The organism is Methylocystis sp. B8, from assembly GCF_005771425.1.
Taxonomy (GTDB): domain Bacteria; phylum Pseudomonadota; class Alphaproteobacteria; order Rhizobiales; family Beijerinckiaceae; genus Methylocystis.
This window is the reverse complement of the sequence record NZ_VBTZ01000003.1, coordinates 39,311-57,488: the sequence shown is the minus strand read 5'-3', so window position 1 is coordinate 57,488 and position 18,178 is coordinate 39,311. Positions and strand designations below refer to the sequence as shown.

The 18,178-nt window shown below is 58.2% G+C and carries 17 protein-coding genes; 4 read left to right on the top strand and 13 right to left on the bottom strand.

Features of this window, described 5'->3' with window-relative positions; all coding sequences use genetic code 11:
• Positions 1 to 217 precede the first annotated feature (217 nt).
• Positions 218 to 1,171 (top strand): GDP-L-fucose synthase, encoded by a 954-nt coding sequence (locus tag FEV16_RS06985; RefSeq protein WP_138166927.1) that lies wholly within the window; start codon positions 218 to 220, stop codon positions 1,169 to 1,171.
• A 77-nt stretch (positions 1,172 to 1,248) separates the two neighbouring features.
• Here the strand turns inward: FEV16_RS06985 and FEV16_RS06980 are convergent, their stop codons facing one another.
• Both FEV16_RS06980 and FEV16_RS17045 read right to left on the bottom strand, forming a co-directional pair.
• Complete coding sequence (locus FEV16_RS06980) at positions 1,249 to 2,595, bottom strand: site-specific integrase (RefSeq protein WP_138166926.1); 1,347 nt, start codon at positions 2,593 to 2,595, stop codon at positions 1,249 to 1,251.
• 379 nt (positions 2,596 to 2,974) lie between these two features.
• Entirely contained in the window at positions 2,975 to 3,250 is a 276-nt protein-coding gene (locus FEV16_RS17045) for a hypothetical protein (protein WP_138166925.1), read from the bottom strand.
• A 168-nt stretch (positions 3,251 to 3,418) separates the two neighbouring features.
• On the opposite strand from FEV16_RS17045, the gene FEV16_RS06970 reads away from it, so the two are divergent.
• Positions 3,419 to 4,153: a YkgJ family cysteine cluster protein gene (locus tag FEV16_RS06970; protein WP_138166924.1), complete on the top strand. Its 735-nt coding sequence runs from the start codon at positions 3,419 to 3,421 to the stop codon at positions 4,151 to 4,153.
• 97 nt (positions 4,154 to 4,250) lie between these two features.
• Here the strand turns inward: FEV16_RS06970 and mgtA are convergent, their stop codons facing one another.
• The 5 genes from mgtA to FEV16_RS06945 all read right to left on the bottom strand — a co-directional run bounded on the left by mgtA (position 4,251) and on the right by FEV16_RS06945 (position 10,501).
• Positions 4,251 to 6,830, bottom strand: a complete 2,580-nt coding sequence (gene mgtA / locus FEV16_RS06965; RefSeq protein ID WP_138166923.1) for a magnesium-translocating P-type ATPase — start codon at positions 6,828 to 6,830, stop codon at positions 4,251 to 4,253.
• Positions 6,831 to 7,041: 211 nt separating this feature from the next.
• Positions 7,042 to 7,857 carry a manganese efflux pump gene (locus tag FEV16_RS06960; protein ID WP_138166922.1) on the bottom strand — a complete coding sequence of 272 codons (816 nt, stop codon included), beginning with the start codon at positions 7,855 to 7,857 and terminating at the stop codon, positions 7,042 to 7,044.
• A gap of 277 nt (positions 7,858 to 8,134) precedes the next feature.
• The gene (gene modC / locus FEV16_RS06955) at positions 8,135 to 9,238 is read right to left on the bottom strand and encodes a molybdenum ABC transporter ATP-binding protein (RefSeq protein WP_138166921.1); all 1,104 of its coding nucleotides are present in this window, start codon (positions 9,236 to 9,238) and stop codon (positions 8,135 to 8,137) included.
• The gene (gene modB, locus FEV16_RS06950) at positions 9,235 to 9,954 is read right to left on the bottom strand and encodes a molybdate ABC transporter permease subunit (RefSeq protein ID WP_138166920.1); all 720 of its coding nucleotides are present in this window, start codon (positions 9,952 to 9,954) and stop codon (positions 9,235 to 9,237) included. The genes modC and modB overlap by 4 nt, the downstream gene beginning before the upstream one ends.
• Positions 9,955 to 10,294: 340 nt before the next feature.
• Entirely contained in the window at positions 10,295 to 10,501 is a 207-nt protein-coding gene (locus FEV16_RS06945; RefSeq protein ID WP_138167223.1) for a TOBE domain-containing protein, read from the bottom strand.
• Between the two features lie 576 nt (positions 10,502 to 11,077).
• Between FEV16_RS06945 and FEV16_RS06940 the strand changes: the two genes are divergently transcribed.
• The gene (locus FEV16_RS06940; protein WP_138166919.1) at positions 11,078 to 12,892 is read left to right on the top strand and encodes a porin; all 1,815 of its coding nucleotides are present in this window, start codon (positions 11,078 to 11,080) and stop codon (positions 12,890 to 12,892) included.
• A 301-nt stretch (positions 12,893 to 13,193) separates the two neighbouring features.
• Here the strand turns inward: FEV16_RS06940 and modA are convergent, their stop codons facing one another.
• Positions 13,194 to 14,000: a molybdate ABC transporter substrate-binding protein gene (modA, locus tag FEV16_RS06935; RefSeq protein WP_138166918.1), complete on the bottom strand. Its 807-nt coding sequence runs from the start codon at positions 13,998 to 14,000 to the stop codon at positions 13,194 to 13,196.
• A 207-nt stretch (positions 14,001 to 14,207) separates the two neighbouring features.
• Between modA and FEV16_RS06930 the strand changes: the two genes are divergently transcribed.
• Positions 14,208 to 15,101, top strand: coding sequence for a helix-turn-helix transcriptional regulator (locus tag FEV16_RS06930; protein WP_138166917.1), 894 nt, complete (start codon positions 14,208 to 14,210; stop codon positions 15,099 to 15,101).
• A gap of 46 nt (positions 15,102 to 15,147) precedes the next feature.
• On the opposite strand, the gene FEV16_RS06925 is transcribed toward FEV16_RS06930, so the two are convergent.
• From FEV16_RS06925 to FEV16_RS06905, 5 genes are all read right to left on the bottom strand, one after another.
• On the bottom strand, positions 15,148 to 15,492 hold the full coding sequence (locus tag FEV16_RS06925; RefSeq protein ID WP_138166916.1) for an antibiotic biosynthesis monooxygenase: 345 nt from the start codon (positions 15,490 to 15,492) through the stop codon (positions 15,148 to 15,150).
• A 62-nt stretch (positions 15,493 to 15,554) separates the two neighbouring features.
• Positions 15,555 to 16,370, bottom strand: coding sequence for a lytic murein transglycosylase (locus FEV16_RS06920; protein ID WP_246657211.1), 816 nt, complete (start codon positions 16,368 to 16,370; stop codon positions 15,555 to 15,557).
• Between the two features lie 135 nt (positions 16,371 to 16,505).
• Positions 16,506 to 16,823 carry a hypothetical protein gene (locus tag FEV16_RS06915; RefSeq protein ID WP_246657210.1) on the bottom strand — a complete coding sequence of 106 codons (318 nt, stop codon included), beginning with the start codon at positions 16,821 to 16,823 and terminating at the stop codon, positions 16,506 to 16,508.
• A gap of 19 nt (positions 16,824 to 16,842) precedes the next feature.
• Positions 16,843 to 17,502: a 3-oxoacid CoA-transferase subunit B gene (locus tag FEV16_RS06910; RefSeq protein ID WP_138166914.1), complete on the bottom strand. Its 660-nt coding sequence runs from the start codon at positions 17,500 to 17,502 to the stop codon at positions 16,843 to 16,845.
• On the bottom strand, positions 17,502 to 18,161 hold the full coding sequence (locus FEV16_RS06905) for a 3-oxoacid CoA-transferase subunit A (protein WP_138166913.1): 660 nt from the start codon (positions 18,159 to 18,161) through the stop codon (positions 17,502 to 17,504). Before FEV16_RS06905 ends, FEV16_RS06910 begins: the two co-directional genes overlap by 1 nt.
• Positions 18,162 to 18,178: the final 17 nt, after the last annotated feature.

Genomic DNA, 18,178 nt, shown 5'->3' with positions numbered 1-18,178 from the left:
AGCGCGATCGCAGCAGATATGTCGCAATACAGGCGCAGGCTTCTATACTCGACAATTAGGTGTCTCGTCCGTATGGTGATCCGCAAGGGATTTAGGTGAGACCACTGTTGTTTTAACGAATGCGTGGGATTGCTTTTTGCGGTTACCTACGGAGATGAAGCACTGATGGTTGTCGTAGGCCCAAGATCTGGGACTACACTTGGATGGAGACGATAAGTTGACCTGTCGGAGAATATGGGTCGCAGGCCATAACGGCATGGTAGGTTCCGCCTTGGTTCGATATTTGGAAGCTCGGGGGGACCAGGTTATTAAGGCCGACCGAGCAGTCGTAGACTTGCGCCATCAGATGGCTGTCGAGGTCTGGCTGAAGCAGAGCCGTCCGGACGCAATAATTTTCGCTGCGGCGAAAGTCGGGGGCATTTACGCCAATGACACATATCCGGCTGATTTCATTTACGACAATCTTGCGATCGAGGTTAATGTCATTCATTCCGCTCACGCGGCCGGAGTCGACCGCCTCGTATTTCTCGGCTCTTCCTGCATCTATCCGAAGTTCGCGCCACAGCCGATCAAGGAGGAGGCGCTTTTAACGGGGCCACTTGAGTCTACGAACGAATGGTACGCCATCGCCAAGATTGCCGGCATTAAGCTGTGCCAAGCCTACCGCAAGCAATATGGTCGCCGATACATTTCCGTTATGCCCTGCAATCTCTACGGGCCGAATGATAATTTCGACCTGAAGACAAGCCACGTGATGCCGGCGCTCATTCGCAAGTTCCACGAAGGGAAGCAGGCAGGGCTGAGCGAAGTCGTTGTCTGGGGCACCGGCACGCCCTTGCGGGAGTTCCTCCATGTGGACGACCTCGCGCGGGGCGTCGTCTTCTGTCTAGACAATTACGACGACTACGAGCACATCAACTGCGGCGCGGGCTCTGAAATCTCCATTCGTGGCCTCGCCGAGCTCGTGAAGCGCGCCGTTGGCTATGAAGGGCGCATCGTTTTCGACGCCTCGAAGCCAGACGGCACGCCTCGCAAGCTGATGGATTCGAGCCGAATCATGACGCTCGGCTGGCTCCCTCAAATTGGTCTTGAGGAAGGTGTGGTCGACGCCTATCGCTGGTTTCTTAAAAATAAGGTCGCGCCCGTCGAGCTGGAGGGAGCGTCCGCGTGAAGCTCATTCGCCCTTTTCTTGATGAAGACAGCTATTTGCTGCGAAATTTTGGAAAGGACGGTCTGCCGTGATCCCGGCTATGTCGTCCAGATGAAGTTAGAGTCGTGGCTTTTGAGAGGGCCGGACGATAAAGTGATCGAGATTTTTGGGAAGAGCAGATTATTGCGATTTGCGGGAATAGGACGCCAGATTGGCGACAACTGAAGTTTGTCGCAAAGTGACAAATGCTTTTGACCAGACTTCGAACTTGCATTACTGCCGCCATTTTTATCAAGCGCTGCGGCAATGGTCTCACCTATCGCATCAGCTGCGCGTCGGATCGGATCGGCGTCGAGATGCGCATAGCGGCTAGTCGTGGAAGCCTGCGTATGGCCAAGGAGCTTGCCGACGATCGGCAAGCCAAGTCCTGCTCCGGCGCCGACACTGGCGAACGAATGTCGCAGGTCATGAATGCGCAACCCCGGAAGAGCGGCGGCCTCAGTCACTGCCGCCCATGGCTTCTTAAGATCCGCTCGCGGGAAATTTGGATCCGCGCCGGGTATGACGCAAGCTCCGCCCCTCTCCAGCGATCGAAGTACCGACAGCGCCGGCGCGTTAAGAAATATCGTCTTCTTGCCGGTCTTGGAATCGGGGAGAAACAGCAAGCCCCGCTCCATATCAACATGTTCCCAGCGCAGATGAAGGATTTCGCGCAAGCGCGCTCCTGTAAAAAGTAGGAGCCGCAGCGCTACAATCCCCTCTCGGAACCGCCCGTCGTTCTCAAATCGGCGAAATGCCTCTCCGAGCCGCGCCAACTCTTCCGTCGTTAGGAAGCGTTCCCGCCGCGACTCTGGAAACCGCTCAATCCGAGCCGCGGGATTGCACCCATCTGCGACTAGTCCAAGCCGCTCTGCGAAAGAATACATGCTTGCGACTACCGCGAGCAGCCGATTTGCCTGATAGGGATGGTCTCGTATCGACAAATGTAACCGTGCGAGGTCTGACCGCGTGAAATCATGCGCCTTCCGGGATCCATGTTTGGGCAAGACATAGCGTTCTATCAGGCTGCGGTAATGAACCGCCGTTGTGCCCTTCCGCTTGGGCCCTACGTGCTCGGCGAGAAATCTCTTTGCGAGTTCGTCGACGGTGATCGCCGCTCGCTCCTCGCGGCGTTCTTCTGCGGGGTCACTGCCGTGACGCACATCTGCGAGCGTTGCCTGGGCCAGCCCCCTCGCCTGTTCCGGCGTCAGATGTCCGAACCGACCGATCGCGAGAAAGCGCTTCCGACCTCCGAAGCGATATCGGACGAGAAACGTCTTCGTCCCCGACGGCTCGACCCGAAGCCCGAAGCCTCTCAGCGCGCTATCCCAGACGACATAACGCTCAGACTCAGGCTGCGCCGTGTCGACAATCCGTTTTGTCAGCTTCGCAATCCGCACGCTCATCGGGCCTCCATTGGTGACCAAATGGTGACCACCAGAAAGAAAATCGGCGATGGCAATCGGAAAGCGTCTCGGAGAAAAAGTCAATGCTTATCAGTGTGATATCTGGCTTTGGCGCAAAATCGGATAGCCCCGAAAAGCCGAAAAATGAGACTTTTAATCAGGGGGTCCCGGCGCGCTCACCAAAAAATGGCCTATGGCATTTCCAGCCGAATAGGAGCGAGCGATGGCAAACTGCTTGGGTAGCGTCGGGGGTAACGCTCGCGTCCTTTTGCCGCCTCGCGCCGCTTCCGCCCGCCTTTATCCTTCCCGGATACACCCTGCCTCGCCGACAATCGCCGATCTCCGCGCCGAGCGCGTTTCGGGGGCCCATGTATGGCGCTTAAACCGCACCTGCCAGCATCATGGAGTCATGCCCTTCGAGGCGATCGGTAGCCAGAAAATCATCCTCGAGTCGCGCGAATTGATGGCCAGGATCGATCGCGACGCTGATAAGCGCGCCGCCTTCTCGCGGCCCCGAGGGCGTCCCACGTGATCGCGGCGGGTCGTAGCGGAAGTCCGAGATCGAACGGCGGCAGCGAATAATCAATACCAAGGGGCTGAACCCTCTCATGACGGTCTTGCGCGCGCCGGCGCGCCCTGCGAGGCTTCCTTTCATCGATCTTGGCTTTGCCGGCGAGTTGGCTGAATATATCGATGCCGATACCCGCGCGCTCGCGACTTGGCGGCGCGCTCAGACGTCGGCGGAGAGCGCCGTGGCGCACGGATCTGCCGCAGATCTTCAAAGGGCGATAAACGGCTATTGGCTTAAAGGCGGAGAAGATTGATGAACGAAGACATCAGCCCCTCCGCCTTCTTCAAGGCCACCTCGCATGCTTTCAGCGAGACGATAAACTCCTGCCGGACACGCCCGGAGCTCGTCGCGCTGCTTTGCGCGCAAGCTTTCGACGCATTCACGAAAAACGTTGCAATACAGGCGGAGGGCGAACCTGCTCTCGCCTGCCAGGGAGAATGCGAAGCCTGCTGTCGCCTGCGCGTCGTCGCTTCGGCGCCAGAAATATTTCTTCTCGCGCGCTTTGTTTCGGTCAATGCCGCCGCCTTTGCCGAGCGTGGGGTAATGCTCGAAAAACGCGTGGCCGACGCCGATCGAGCGGTTGGCGGGTTGTCGGAAGAACAGCGAATATCGGTCCAACGTGCCTGTCCGCTGATCGAAGCCGGATTATGCCTCGCCTATAAAGTTCGTCCGCTCGCTTGCCGTGGTCACGCCGCCTTCGACAAGGATCTATGCGTTTCCGCTGCGCGAGGCGAGACCGTCGAAACACCCGTCTCTGCAGCGCATCTCTTTGTCCGTAGCCTGGTGCAAAACGCCTTGATGGCGGCGCTTCGGCGCGCCGGGCTGCCCTGGGGACTCTATGAAGTCAGCAGAGCGCTCAATTGTGCGCTCTCAGCGCCGAATGCGCTTGAACAATGGCTATCAGGGCAGGATCCTTTGGCGTCCGCTCGAATTCCCGACTTCGATCTGACGGAAGCCGGCGCCATCTTCGACGCTGCGGTCTCCTAGAGACCGGACTTATGGACAAGGATTGTTGCGCAGGACGCGTAAGGGCAGAACTGCACTGGAGAATTGATTTCGTGCATTGACCTGGGTCCGGAGCGCTCTACCCAGTGCGAGCGCCAGAGACAAAGTCGGCGCGCATTGGCGTGCGCGATCTTTTGAACCATCGGTAAAAAGCCTTCTTGGCGAATTGGACGATCACAAGATAGGCGACCACCATCGCCGCAAGTATCATATAAAATCGAACCGGCGGCGGCACGAAGCCGAAATAGGACGCGAGCGGGGTGAACGGCAGCAACGCGCCGATGATCGCTATTGCGCATGATGTTGCGACAAGGACCGGATTCGCGCGGCTTCTAAAGGGATCGCCGCGCGTGCGGATGATGAAGATCACCAAGACCTGCGTGGACAGCGATTCGACGAACCAACCGGTCCGGAACAGGGTCTCGTTGGCGTTCAGCACGAACAGCATGACGTAAAACGTCAGAAAGTCGAAGGCGGAACTTATGGGCCCAATGACGAGCATAAAATTGCGGATAAAGGTCATATCGAGAACTTGCGGCCGGCGCACGTCCTCGGAATCGACATCATCTAACGGAATCGGCACTTCCGAAACATCATAAAGAATGTTGTTGAGAAGAATCTGCGTCGGCAACATCGGTAGAAACGGGAGCAAGAGCGAGGCGCCCGCCATACTGAACATGTTGCCGAAATTCGAGCTGGTGCCCATCATGATATATTTCATGACATTCGCGAATGTGCGACGACCCTCCAGCACCCCTTCATGGAGGACATGCAGATCCTGGTCTAGAAGGATCATGTCGGCCGCCTCCTTGGCGACGTCGACAGCTGAATCAACCGATAGACCCACGTCAGCCGAGTGCAAAGACGGCGCGTCATTGATGCCGTCGCCCAGATATCCCACGACGTGATCGCCTGCTTTAAGCGCCAGAATAATACGATCCTTTTGCGAAGGATTGACGCGGCAAAACAGATTGGTTTGCTCCACCCTGACGCGTAGGGCGGAGTCGTCCATTTCGCTAATCTCTTTGCCGGTTAGCACTCCTTCGACCGCGATATGCAAGCTGGCGCAGACATGCTGGGTGACGAGTTCGCTGTCCCCGGTGACGATCTTAACCGTAACGCCGCTTTCGGAGAGCGCTGCAAGCGCTGATCCAGCGCTTTCCTTTGGAGGATCAAGAAAACCCGCAAATCCCTCGAACACAAGCTCCGTCTCATCGCCAACGACCGCATGTGGACGATCGCTCGGAACGCGTCGCCAGGCGATGCCCAGCAGACGAAAGCCGTCTTTTTCGAGGGCGACGCGTTGAGTATTTATTCGCGCCAACGCTGGCGCATCAAGCGCATGCTGAACGCCATTTTCTGTATCTTGATAGAGATTGCAGAGAGCGATGATCTCCTCGGCGGCGCCCTTGACCACCAGCAATCGTTCTTCGCCCTTTTCTAGGAGCACGGAGACGCGCCGCCTTTCAAAGTCGAAAGGCACTTCGTCGATTTTTTTCCATTCATGCACGTCGACGTTTCGATGGTCGAGGATCGCGTCGTCCAGCGGGCTTTTTAGGCCCGTCTCAAAAAAACTGTTGAGATAAGCGAGTTCGAGAACGCGGTCGCTTGGCCTCCCGGTCGTGTCCACATGTTGCTCAAGCCTTATTTTCGCTTCGGTCAACGTGCCGGTCTTGTCAGTGCACAGAATATCCATCGATCCCAAATTTTGGATGGCTGACAATCGTTTGACGATGACGCGCCGCTTCGCCATGTGAAGCGCGCCGCGCGACAAGGTGACGGACACAACCATGGGCAACAACTCGGGGGTCAAGCCCACCGCGAGCGCGACGGCAAACATGAATGACTCGAGCCACGGCTTGTGTAGCAGCGCGTTGACCAACAGAACGAATAGCACGAGAAGGATCGTGAGGCGCATAATGAGCAGACCAAAACGATGCGTCCCGATCTCGAAGGCGGACGGCGGCGGCTGACGTCTGATGCGATCGGCGACGGCTCCAATCGCTGTATCGGCGCCTGTTCTCACCACGCGCATCCTGGCGCTGCCGCTGATCACGCTGGTGCCCATGAACACAGCGTTGGCGGCGTCTTGGATATCGGTTGCGTCGGACGGCAGCGAACCCGGCCGTTTCTCGACAGGATAGGGCTCGCCCGTCAACAACGCCTGCTTGACGAACAGATCGCGCGCTTCCAAAACCATTCCGTCAGCAGGAATCATGTCGCCCGCGGACAATATGACGAGATCTCCCGGGACGACGTCAGCAACGGGCGCCTCGATCTGTTTGCCATCGCGAATAAGCTTGGCGCGCACCGACACCGACTGACGTAAGCGTTCCGCGGCTTTTCCGGCGCGATGCTCCTGAATAAAGTCTAGCGTGACGCTGAAGAGCACGATCATGGAAATAATCGTAAAATTGGCTACCTCTCCCGTGAGAGCCGAAATTGCGCTGGCGACAAGCAGCAGCACGACGAGAGGATTCCTAAAGCGTGAAAGAAATTGCAGGAACAAAGGCTGCTGTTGACGAACATCGAACAGGTTGGGACCAAACTCGACGCGACGTGCGCGAGCCTCAACGCTGGTTAGCCCCGCCGCATCGAACGCCGTGTCGGCGAAGGAATTGAGCCACCAAGCGGAGTCGTTGCGCCGGCCCTTTGGCATGGCACCATCCTTCTCACGTCGTCGAAACCGACGTCTCAACCAGAGGACGGCCACGAGTCCGACGTAGGCCGCCAATAAGCAAAATAGAAATAGAGGGACGCCCAAAGCATCTGCGATCGAAGCGACAACAGCTTCAGGGAGAATCATTGGCGCACCACTCTCGAGATTTCGCTGCTGATTTCAGTAACCGAAGCGAGCTACCCAGCGCTACCTAAATAATTTGCCTTATGCCGATGAGAATGAGCGCGATTCCTCCGAGAACCGCCGCTTTGTCCGCTATGCGCCGACGAACAAAATAAGCCGCAGCGGCGTTGCCAGCGAAAAGAGTTACAAAGCTTATTAGAGCCGACAGCACGCCGACCAACAGCGGACTTACTCCCAGCGTCCCAGCGCTTATGCCTCCTCCGATGTTGTTGAGCGATAATGCAACGCCGAGGATTGTGCCCTCCTTGAAATCGATGTGTCTGGAATCGTCGATGTCGGCGTGATGAGGCCTTATCAGAATCGTCCGGCGCCTTGTCGAGGTCTTCGGCTCGTGGATTTTTTCGTGCCAGCTCTTTCGACTCGCCTGTATGATCATCCACGACCCTAGGCTAACCAGCAACGCCATGGCGATCATCGACGCCACGCCTCTGCCAACCGAAGCTATCAGCGCTTCTCCGGTAAATGCTGCAAGGCCCGATATGAAGAATGTGATGACGGAAATCCATAAGTTGATGAACAGATCCACTCTGGTCCCCTGAACGCTGTATGCTATCCTTGCTCCCAGATTGTCGACGTTGTTGGCTAAGGCGATAATTATCGCCAACAAGAGACGGTGATTCTGCCACTCGAACTTTCCCGCCTGCGGACGAAATCCTTGCTGCAATAGCCAGGCAAAAAACACCGTCGCCAAGCTCACGGCGACAGCGCCAAAAGCAACAAGAATTGTCGCTCCGATCGCTGAGCTTAGTTTTCCCGTGTGCGGACAAGCAATCTGCTTGGCGGTCTGCATCGTATTTGGAGAACCCGTTTTGAGATGATTCAACTGGCGGCCATGGAACGTGATTGCGAGTCTGAAGCATCAGCGGCGCCGGAGTCTTCAAACGCTTACCACTGCGCACAGGGGTCGTTGGACGAACGAGCGCGTTCTCGCTTGACTATAGAGCCGATTGACCTGCAGCTCATGACGCTACATTTCGCTCGCTTGCCCCTGCTCCGTGACAGGCCAAGCGCAACCGACATGAGGAAAGGGCGTCGGAAACCAAGGGCAACCAGGCTCGCGCCTTCAGCATACTTAAATGGGTTAGCGGGCGTAGATCAGTTCACTCGCCTTGAGCGCTAGCCATGCCGATAGCTCGCTCGTCGAGAGCAGCCGTCTTGAACAGCGCATAGACGTAAGAACCGGGTTTGAGCGCGAGATCCTCCAGAGCGCCCCGCGTAATGGTGGCCAGAAGCCGCCCATCGTCCTTAAGGTCAATCTCGATCGTCGCGATTGCGCCGTCGAATTGTATATTAGCGACCTTACCCGAAAGAATGCTACGCGTGCTGATCTCTTGAGGCAAAACACGCGACAATATGACGTCGGTCGCTTTAACGATAACGCGCGCGAGGCTCCCGCAATTTCCCGCCGAACCCGCGACCCAGATCGTGCCGGCAGGGTGATTTAGCTTCGTCAATCCATGCGCAACAGATGTCTCTTCTACCGTGGCCGCCAGAATGGAGGAACGGTCAAAGCGATTCGCCGCCGGCGCGCCAGCGATACGATTGAACGCCTCGGCGGGCTCGCCGACTGACGTCACCCGGCCAGCGTCGATAATAACGACGCGGGAGGCCAGACGAAGCACTTCTTCAACGGCATGGGACACGTAAATGATGGGAACGTCGAACTCGTCCCGGACGCGCTCGATCAATGGCAGGATCTCGAGCTTTCGCTGCATGTCCAGCGCCGCGAGCGGCTCATCCAGAAGCAGCAGCCTCGGGCAGGACAGCAAAGCGCGGCCGATCGCGACGCGTTGTCTCTCGCCGCCCGAGAGACGCGTTGGCGAGCGTGAGACGAGATTTGCAATTCCCAAAGTTTCAACAACGGCGTCGAAATCGATCCGGCGTTCGCCCCGTGGCGCAAACCATCGTCCGTACAGTAGATTTTGCTTTACGCTGAGATGCGGAAATAGGTTGGAATCCTGGAATACGAGGCCGATGCGTCGGCGCGACACAGGCACGAAAACGCCCGTTGCGACGTCAACAAGCGTTTCGCCGTCCAGCCTGACGTAACCCGCATCAGGCTTTATCAACCCCGCGATGATGCTGAGCGTCAGCGATTTGCCGGATCCGGATTGGCCGAACAGCGCCGTTACGCCCGCGCCATTTGCAAAAGCGACATCCAGAGAAAACGCTCCAACCTGCAACCTGACGTCGACTTCGATCATTCGACGTTCCCGAGACGTTTTGCAGCTCGCCACTGAATGATCTCGGACGCCACAAGAGCGGAAAAGGCGATGAAGACCGCGACGATCGTCAAACGCATTGCGGCCGCGTCGCCGCCCGGAACCTGCGTGTAGCTATATATCGCGGCTGAAATCGTCTGAGTCTCGCCGGGAATGTTGGAGACAAAGGTGATGGTCGCGCCGAACTCGCCCAGCGCCTTTGCAAAAGCGAGAATGGCGCCGACGATGACTCCTGGCACAGCAAGCGGAAGGTTGACCAGGAAGAATGTCCATATTCGGTTCGCGCCCAGGGTCTCTGACGCGAGCTCCAAGCGTCGATCAATCGCTTCGAACGACAAGCGCATGGCGCGCACCATCAAGGGAAACCCCATAACGCCACAGGCGACCGCCGCGCCAGTCCAGCGAAAGGAGAAAACGACGCCAATCTCCGCTAGATAGGGCCCGAAAACGCCTTTGCGTCCGAGCAGCATGAGCAACACGAAGCCCGTGACCACTGGCGGCAGAACTAATGGCAGGTGAACGATTCCGTTGACAAGCGTCTTGCCAGGAAACTGGCATCGCGCAAGCGCATAAGCCGTGAGAATGCCAAAGGGCAGGCTCGCAAGAGTCGCCACGGTTGCGATCCGCAGAGAGAGCCGTATCGCCGTCCATTCGGCAGGCGACAATTCAAAAAGGGTTGCGGGAAGAAAGTCGGGCAATGCGGCGTCCTTTAGCGACCTCGGATACTGCAGTTTCTGGAATGCGACCGGGTCGCGCGGAGCCCTCGCACAGCCCCCTGGCCATCATCCGGCGTTATTTTTGTGCTTGGCCGAAGAGCATCGCACGCTTACGCGCCCGGGAATGAATGAAGTCGCTATATATTGGCGGAACAGAGAGGCTTTGACTAGCCTGGTTTTTCGTGGGGGCGCGCCACTCTCGATGCCGCCAAGAGTTGAATAAGGAAAACATAGGACTCGGTTTGGTCCACAAGCAAAGACCGATTTACGCCCACGCATCAAAGCGAGCCGCCAAGGGCGCCCCGAGGCGGCCTGTAGAAGGTCAGCTCACGGCGATCATGACATCAGAAGCCTTGATGACGGCCTTCACTTTTGCACCCGTCTTCAAGCCGAGCTCGTCCACCGATTCATTCGTGATGGAGGCGGTGATGGTCGCGCCGCTGATATCGATCAGAACATGAGCGGTGGTGACGCCCTTCTTAATTTCCTTGACCGTGCCGTCGATGACGTTTCGAGCCGATATCTTCATCATTATCTCCCAATAGCGCTAATTAGAGCCTTGTCGCCCTGCCGGACGTTGGTCACCGCAATCTGGAGAACCATTGTCCGCCGCAAGTGAGATAGTGCGGAGCCCCTAGCGCCCGCAATATGCGAAAAGACAGTATTTTTGTCGTCGCGTCGAAGTGTGGCGAATTCATAAACGCATTTGGCCCCAAAAATTGCGCTAAAACCACGCGACGCGGTGAGCCAAGGCGCTCGCGGTTCAGCATTCGTTCAAAGCGCTGGCGGCCGGCAAATTTAAGCTGTGCTGACGGACGGAATTGAACGCGCTGGCAGCGCCGAGCAATCAAGATCGCGATGTGACCAACAATTACTCACGCCATTGCTCTAACTTTGCACGTTTTGCTTGGATCATTTGCAATGCATTGTGATATTTCAGCAACAGATACGGGCTAATAAGGCATACCTATATATAACGATTGACTACTTACCTTTCGTTATTGACTATACATATATAGCGCTTCGCCGGAAACCGTCGTCCGGGAAAACGGCGTTGGCGAAAATCCGTCCAAAGCCAGCGAAGTCAAAGATGAGGATGGACTTTATGAAACTTGGAGTTGGACAACGCGCGCTCGCCATCGCGGCGTTCGGCTTATTTACGACGGCTCCGGCCGTGGCTGACACCGCGTCCGAAATCCGCGCGCTGAAAGAACGCCTGCAGGCGCTTGAGGCGCAGGTCGCCAAGCAGAAGACGGAGGTCAAGCGCGCGACCAATGTCGCGAACGCCGCCACCGCCGCGGTCACGAAAGGACCGCTCGGTCCGCCACCTCCGCCGCCGGTCTTCGTCAGCTTCAACAACGGCTTGTTCGTTGAAACCGCTGACAAGGCCTATAGCTTCAAGATCGGCGGCCGCCTGTTTATAGATGGCGGCGGCATCAGCAACCCGATCGGCGTTCCGAACAACTTCGGATACAAGGGCTTTGCCGGCGTACGGCGCGCGCGTTTCGAGTTCGAGGGAACGGCCGCGAAAATCTGGTTTTATAGGCTCGAGTATGATTTCGCCGGTTCGACCGGTTCCGGCAACGCGCTGGGCGGCATTCGCGACGCCTATCTCGGGCTGAATGTTCCGGGCTCCGAAACGCCCTATTCCAAAGGCCCTGTTTGGATCCAGGTCGGCTATATGAAAGAGCCCTTCAGCTTGGATTTTATCAACTCGGCGAAATACACCGACTTCATCGAACGTCCGCTGTCGGTCGACGCCTTCGCGCCGGCCCGTCACCTCGGCGTCGCTGCCGCGGCGCGTGGCGACGCATGGACGGCGAAGGCGGGCGTCTTCTCGACGAGCTTCGAGGACAACATCAATAACCCCGCTTTGATCAGCGCGCCGGCGACCTTCTGGGCCCCGGTTCCGCGCGGCGGTGGGCAATATTTCGAACTGACCGGCCGTCTGACCTACGCGCCGATCAAGACCGAGCATGAGCTTCTCCATCTCGGTGTCGCCGGCCGCTATCATCAGCCAAACGACGCCACCGGCGCAAGCGACGATCGCATGCTGCGCGTCGGCAACCGCCTGCGCTCTGAAGCGAACGTCCTCGGCATGCAAACGCTGGGCACGCCGGACCTTTCCTGCAGCACGATTACATTCCCGGGCGCATTTCCGCTTGCCAACCTGACGACGACCGGTCTGACGGGCAAATGCGTCACGAGCGAATTCCAATACGGCTTCGAATTGGCCGGCGCCTGGGGCCCGCTTTCAATGCAGGCTGAATATATCGGCATGCAGGTCAATCGTGACTCGAACAAGATGCTGCAAGCGGCGCTCATCGGCAACTTCTTCCCAAGCGCCGCTACGCCCTTCGGCTTCACGCCAGGCGGCTCTTCCGCGTTCTTCAATGGTTTCTATGCTTACGGCCAGTGGTACATCACTGGCGAAGAGCGCGCTGCAGCCTACAGCGTCAAAGGCAAGAACGGCGCGTCCTTCGAGCAGGTCAAAATTCTCAATCCGCTCAGCAAAGGCGGCTTTGGCGCCGTCAGCCTTGCCGCTCGCTACAGCGCCATTAACCTCAATAGCGGCCGCTGGTCGGGTTCCGGTCTCTTCAACATGCTGACCTATTCGACGCTCATCGTGCCGAACACGGCGACCACCGCGCTCATCGCCAACCAGGCTGGCATCGCTGGCGGCCGGCAGGAGAATACGACGCTGGGCGTCAACTGGTATCCTGACAACGGCTTCCATTTCCAAGCGAACTGGACGCATGTGCTGCATTGGTCCGCCCCACTGGGCGCAGGCTCTGCGGGCGCTTTCGCTACAACCGGATTTGCCGGTCTTGTTCCGCCGGGCTTAACGGCTCTCCAGGGCAGATATCAAAGCGCAGCGCATCCGGATTTGTTCGAAGTTCGCGCTATGGTTTACTGGTAAGAGCCGCTGTCGCAATCCTTGCCCGCCCGCCGAGCCCAAAGCCGGCGGGCTTTTCATTTGGCCCTTCTTTGACCTTCGCGCGCCGTCCTGCGCTGAAGTAGTTTCTCGCAGGGAGCCGCCTGAAGCTCGTCGTGAGCATCTGGCGACGGCAATCCGATCGCCAAGCCGCCGCGCGCCGATTTATCAGAGACGCAAATACTGTTGCGCTGCGCGCAATGCCGGGATGGCGAGCCGCCACGCCACACACATGTCGCGCCTTCCCGGCTGCTGAGCCCGGAAAGGCGCGCATGACTTCAATCTCTCAGTGTAGCGGCGCGAAGCCCTGCTCCACAAAGATCGCTTTCGCCTCGGGCCCTTTCAGGAAGTTGAGAAACTTCGCCGGCGCGTCACCCTTGGCGCTTGCAGTTAGAGCGATGGGATAGACGATTGGCGGATGTGAGGTTGAGGGAAAGGTCGCGACGATTTTCACCTTCGGCTCGGATTTGGCGTCGGTGAGATAGACTATGCCAAGCGGCGCTTCCTCACGCGCGACAAACATCAGCGCAGATCGAACATTATCGGTAAAAGCGAAATGCGGCTCCGCGACGCTCCAAAGGCCGAGTTTATCGAGCGCCGCCTTTGCGTATTTGCCCACTGGAACCGAAGCGACATCGCCGGTCGCGATCTTGCCTGATCCGATCGCGGACGCGAACGCCTCTTTCGTAAGGGCCACTTTCTCTAATTTCGATGTCCGCGGCGCTATCAGCACAAGCGTATTGCCAAGAAGATCGAAGCGCGTCTTTGGCTGGATAAGATTTCTTTCAGCGAGAAAGTCCATCGAGGCGGCATCGGCTGAAAGAAAAATCTCGGCCGGCGCGCCCGATTCGATCTGCTTCGCGAGCGCCATCGAGCCGGCGTAGCTGATCGCCGTATCGACGCCAGTCTTGCTTTTGTAAGCGGCGGCCGCAGCATCGAGCGCGTTCTTAAGACTGGCCGCGGCGAAAACTGTGATGGTGGGAGATGCGGCCCCGGCGCCCGGAGCCGCAGATGTCGCCGGAGCCTCCGCGTGGACCTGCGTCGCGACGAAGAGCGTCAAGAAAGCAAAAGCGCAACTACGAAAATCAAGCATTAAACGCTCCTTAGACTCGGCTCCGGCACCCGGCTTTGGGTGAAAGCTGTGTGTTTTAGTGTATAATTTTTGCATTGATTTGAGTCATGCGGAAAGTTAGGGCAACCCAAACACTATGGCTGCCCAATTCAGAGGCAATTCCACGAGCATCATTGCTTTTATATGTTTTATTAGGTTATTTTTACGCAACACACGCAGGACGAGGGGATGACCGATTATCTAACCACTAGCGAGCTGGCGGCCCTGCTGCGGGTGAAACAGCGCAAGGTCTATGACCTTGTCTCCGAGGAGGCGCTCCCTTTCCGCCGCGTCACGGGAAAACTTCTCTTCCCGAAAAAAGAGATCGAAGATTGGATCGCGGCGAGCGGTCCGGACGCAGGTCGGTCAAACAAACGATCCGCGGCGGCGGATGTTCCGCTGGTGATGGCCGGCGGACACGACCCTTTGCTCGAGTGGGCTCTGCGAGAGTCACGTTCGGGCATCGCCGCCTTGATGGACGGCGCGCTCGACGGTCTCGCGCGCATGCAAGAGAATGCATGTATCGCCGCCGGACTGCATATCCCGACGTCGCAGTTCGAAGACTGGAATATCCCGGCGGTTAGGAGGTCATTCGATAAGGAGCCGGTTGCGCTCATCGAATGGACGAGACGCACGCGCGGTCTGATGTATTCGCCGAAATTAAAGCGTCCCATCAAGAGCCTCGCGGATATCGGAGAACTCCGGTTTCAGTCGCGTCAGCCGGAGGCCGGCAGCGAACTGGTGCTGACAGCTCTGTTGTCGAAAGAGGGATTGCACAAATCGGACCTGAAATCCGTTGACGCGATCGAGCGCTCGGAAACCGATCTCGCTATGGCGATCGCCGCAGGGCGAGCGGACGTAGGATTAGGGATTGAAGCGGCCGCGCGCCAATTTCAACTCAAATTCACGCCCTTGGTCGTGGAGCGCTTCGATTTGCTCGTCTGGCGCAAGGCTTTTTTTGATCCGCCGTTTCAGAAACTCGTTCGATTCTGCGCGACGGAGCAGTTTCAAGAACGCGCGAGAGCTTTCGGCGGTTATGATTCCACGGCCTTCGGGACCGTGCATTTTAATGGCGCGGGATGAGAGGAATTACGTTGGCGAAAAGCGGCTGATGCAGCATTCGTTTAAGTCATCTCGATTCTGCCGCCCCCGCGTACTGCGGATTTTTCTCGGTCAGAACGGTTTCGAAACCTTCGAACTCTGGGCCGCCAATATAGAGATTTCGGTTCTGACCGGCATTTTTATGAGCCTCGCGGAAATGTTCGGAATGCGTCCAGTCCACAAAATGCTGGCGAGTCTCCCACAGCGCGTGCGATGCATAAAGCGTATGGTCCTCGCGCTCTGGTCCTTTGAGCAGATGGAAAACAATGAAGCCCGGTCTTTCCTGAAGTCTGGACTGACGCGAACGCCAGACGTCCTCGAACGCCTGTTCATTGCCCTTTACGATCTTAAAGCGGTTCATTGCAATAAACATGGGTCGCCTCCTGTCGTTGCTGGCTCCTCGCAAAGCCGTAACCAGTTTCAATTACACGCCGCTCATTGCGCGCTATCGAGCTTCGTCGCCATTAGTGCGATGGTCTTGGCGTAAACGCGCGCCTGATTCCACTCGAGGAAGATTGCGAAGTTCGGCTCGCCTTCGTTCCAGCCGGCGCCCGTTTGCCAGCCCTTGCTCTTGAGGAAATTCGCCGTCGACGCGAGCGCGTCCGCAGTTGAGCGTATAAGATCGCGCTTGCCGTCGCCGTCGAAATCGACGCCATATTTGAGATAAGACGACGGCATGAACTGAGTCTGGCCGATTTCACCAGCCCAGTCGCCACGCATCTGCGAGGGAGACATATCGCCGCGCTCGACGATCGTCAGCGCATCATTTAGCTCTTCCCGAAACTGCTCCGAGCGCCGGCAATCATAGGCGAGCGTCGCAAGCGCCTGCACAGTCTTGAATCGTCCATTGTCGGCGCCAAATCCCGTTTCCAGTCCCCAGATCGCCACGAGCACCGATGCGGGCACGCCATAGCGCGCTTCGATCTGTCGCAACAGCGCGGCGTGGCGGGCAAGCAGCGCCCGACCTTTACTTAAACGGCTCGGCGTCACCAGGCGGCTCGAAAATTTCTCAAAGCTTTGACGAAAAATCCGCTGTCCACGATCACGACCGATGACCGCGTTATCATAGGATACGTCCGCCAGAGCGGCATTGAGCGTATGCTGCGAAAGACCACTTGCTTGAGCCTCCCGCTTGACGTCCTCAAGCCATTGGCTAAAGCCGGACGCCGACGAACCACAGGACGCCGCGCGCGCGAAAGCGCCCCACGTAAATAACGTCAACGCGCCGACAGTAAGAAGCGCGCCGGACATTGCGACGCCTTTTGAAAACGAAGTCATCGGCCGGCACTTTAGTCAGGCGGAGAAAACGCCGCAATAAATCAAGCGCCGGCTAGTCGCCGACGCCCGCAGCATGGCCTCAATCATACCTAGATAAGCGCGCCCCGATCAGCGGCTCCTCGCCCTGAACTGGCGTTTGCATGCCTTTGAAAGCTCGTCGATATGCTCGCGCAGGCATTTTTCCACCGCGATCGCGTTGGGTTCTTCCGCCGCGCAGAATTTATGGGAATCGCGCTCGCACGCCGAGCGCTGCCTATCTCTCGCGGCGAGAGCGTCGGCAGGAGCGAGCGCGGCGAGGCCAATAAAGGCCGCAAGAATCAAAATCAGCTTGCTCATAGTTTGGCTCTTTGCTGTTAACGATTGACCGCTGTGGCCCAAGGCGAGCGCGGCCAAAGCGATACCTGTATCGAGCGCGGCCGATATCAAGTGCGAGCGCCAGCGCTCGCTAGTCGCTGCTGAGGGGCATTTCCGGCGTATTTTCCGGCACGATCAGCCGCGCGCCGGTGTTGTCAAAAATGTCCGACATGCCGACGCCAGGAGCGCGTTCACGGAGCACGAGCCCTTCATTCGTCGGCTCGATGACGGCAAGCTCCGTCACGATGAGGCTGACGCGCCGCGCCGCCGTCGGCGGCAGTGTGAGCGTCTCGACAATCTTTGGTTCGCTTTTCGCGGCGTGCTGCATGGCCACGATGACGCGCTTGGCGCCGGCGACGAGGTCCATCGCTCCGCCCATTCCCGGCGTGAACTTTCCGGGGATCATCCAGCTCGCGAGACGTCCAGCGGCGTCGACCTGCAGCCCGCCGAGCACCGCGAGGTCGACGTGGCCGCCTCGAATTAATGCGAAGCTCGTCGCGCTGTCGAAACTGGCGGCGCCTGGCAGCGCAGCGATCCATCCGCCGCCTGCATCGATGAGGTCGCTGTTCTCCATGCCTTCAGGCGGCGGGGCGCTAAAGCCGATAAGCCCGTTCTCGCTCTGAAAAGCGACGGAAACTCCCCTTGGCACGAAGCGCGCCACGAGAGTCGGCAGGCCGATCCCGAGATTGACGAGCATGCCGTCGCGCAGCTCCAAGGCGACGCGGCGCGCGATGATCTCCTTCGCGTCCATCAGCAATGCGCTCTGGCGATAAGATGGGTGACAAGCACGCCCGGCGTGCGAACCGCGTCAGGCGGAATAACGCCGACCGGCACGATCTCATCCGGTTCGGCGATCACGCAGTCCGCTGCGAACGCCATGATTGGATTGAAATTCGCCGCCGTCAGCCGATAGGTGAGATTGCCGTAATAGTCGGCCTCATGCGCGCGCAGCAGCGCGAAATCGGCGCGCAGCGGCTTTTCAATGAGAAAGCTCGCGCCATCGATTTCCACCAACTGCTTGCCTTGCGCGACGATTGTCCCGACTCCAGTAGACGTCAGGACGCCGCCAAGCCCAGAGCCGCCGGCGCGAATGCGTTCGGCAAGCGTGCCTTGCGGAATGAGCTCCACGTCGATCGCGCCCGCGCTCATCAGCCGCTGCGTCGTCGCATTGGTGCCGATATGCGACGCCTGCACGCGCGCCACGCATCCTGCCTCTATTAACTTGCCGACGCCGATGGTTGGATAGGCGGTGTCGTTGCCGATGATGGTCAGTCCGCGCGCGCCGCGCGCCACCAGCGCATCGATCAGCCGATCCGGCGATCCGACGCCCAGGAAACCGCCGACCATGACGCTCGCGCCGTCGAATACGAGCGCCGCCGCGGCTTCGGCGGTGATGGCGTTTTTTCTCATTTGTTTTGCCAAGCCCG

Bases quoted from the DNA above. Each gene is read 5' to 3' on its own strand.
- FEV16_RS06925 (WP_138166916.1), bottom strand. From the start codon at position 15,492: ATGTTTATTGCAATGAACCGCTTTAAGATCGTAAAGGGCAATGAACAG.
- FEV16_RS06905 (WP_138166913.1), bottom strand. From the start codon at position 18,161: ATGAGAAAAAACGCCATCACCGCCGAAGCCGCGGCGGCGCTCGTATTC.
- modC (WP_138166921.1), bottom strand. From the start codon at position 9,238: ATGATCGAAGTCGACGTCAGGTTGCAGGTTGGAGCGTTTTCTCTGGAT.
- FEV16_RS06910 (WP_138166914.1), bottom strand. From the start codon at position 17,502: ATGGACGCGAAGGAGATCATCGCGCGCCGCGTCGCCTTGGAGCTGCGC.
- FEV16_RS06970 (WP_138166924.1), top strand. From the start codon at position 3,419: ATGAACGAAGACATCAGCCCCTCCGCCTTCTTCAAGGCCACCTCGCAT.
- FEV16_RS06940 (WP_138166919.1), top strand. From the start codon at position 11,078: ATGAAACTTGGAGTTGGACAACGCGCGCTCGCCATCGCGGCGTTCGGC.
- FEV16_RS06920 (WP_246657211.1), bottom strand. From the start codon at position 16,370: ATGTCCGGCGCGCTTCTTACTGTCGGCGCGTTGACGTTATTTACGTGG.
- modA (WP_138166918.1), bottom strand. From the start codon at position 14,000: ATGCTTGATTTTCGTAGTTGCGCTTTTGCTTTCTTGACGCTCTTCGTC.
- FEV16_RS17045 (WP_138166925.1), bottom strand. From the start codon at position 3,250: ATGAAAGGAAGCCTCGCAGGGCGCGCCGGCGCGCGCAAGACCGTCATG.
- FEV16_RS06945 (WP_138167223.1), bottom strand. From the start codon at position 10,501: ATGAAGATATCGGCTCGAAACGTCATCGACGGCACGGTCAAGGAAATT.
- FEV16_RS06930 (WP_138166917.1), top strand. From the start codon at position 14,208: ATGACCGATTATCTAACCACTAGCGAGCTGGCGGCCCTGCTGCGGGTG.
- mgtA (WP_138166923.1), bottom strand. From the start codon at position 6,830: ATGCCAAAGGGCCGGCGCAACGACTCCGCTTGGTGGCTCAATTCCTTC.
- FEV16_RS06980 (WP_138166926.1), bottom strand. From the start codon at position 2,595: ATGAGCGTGCGGATTGCGAAGCTGACAAAACGGATTGTCGACACGGCG.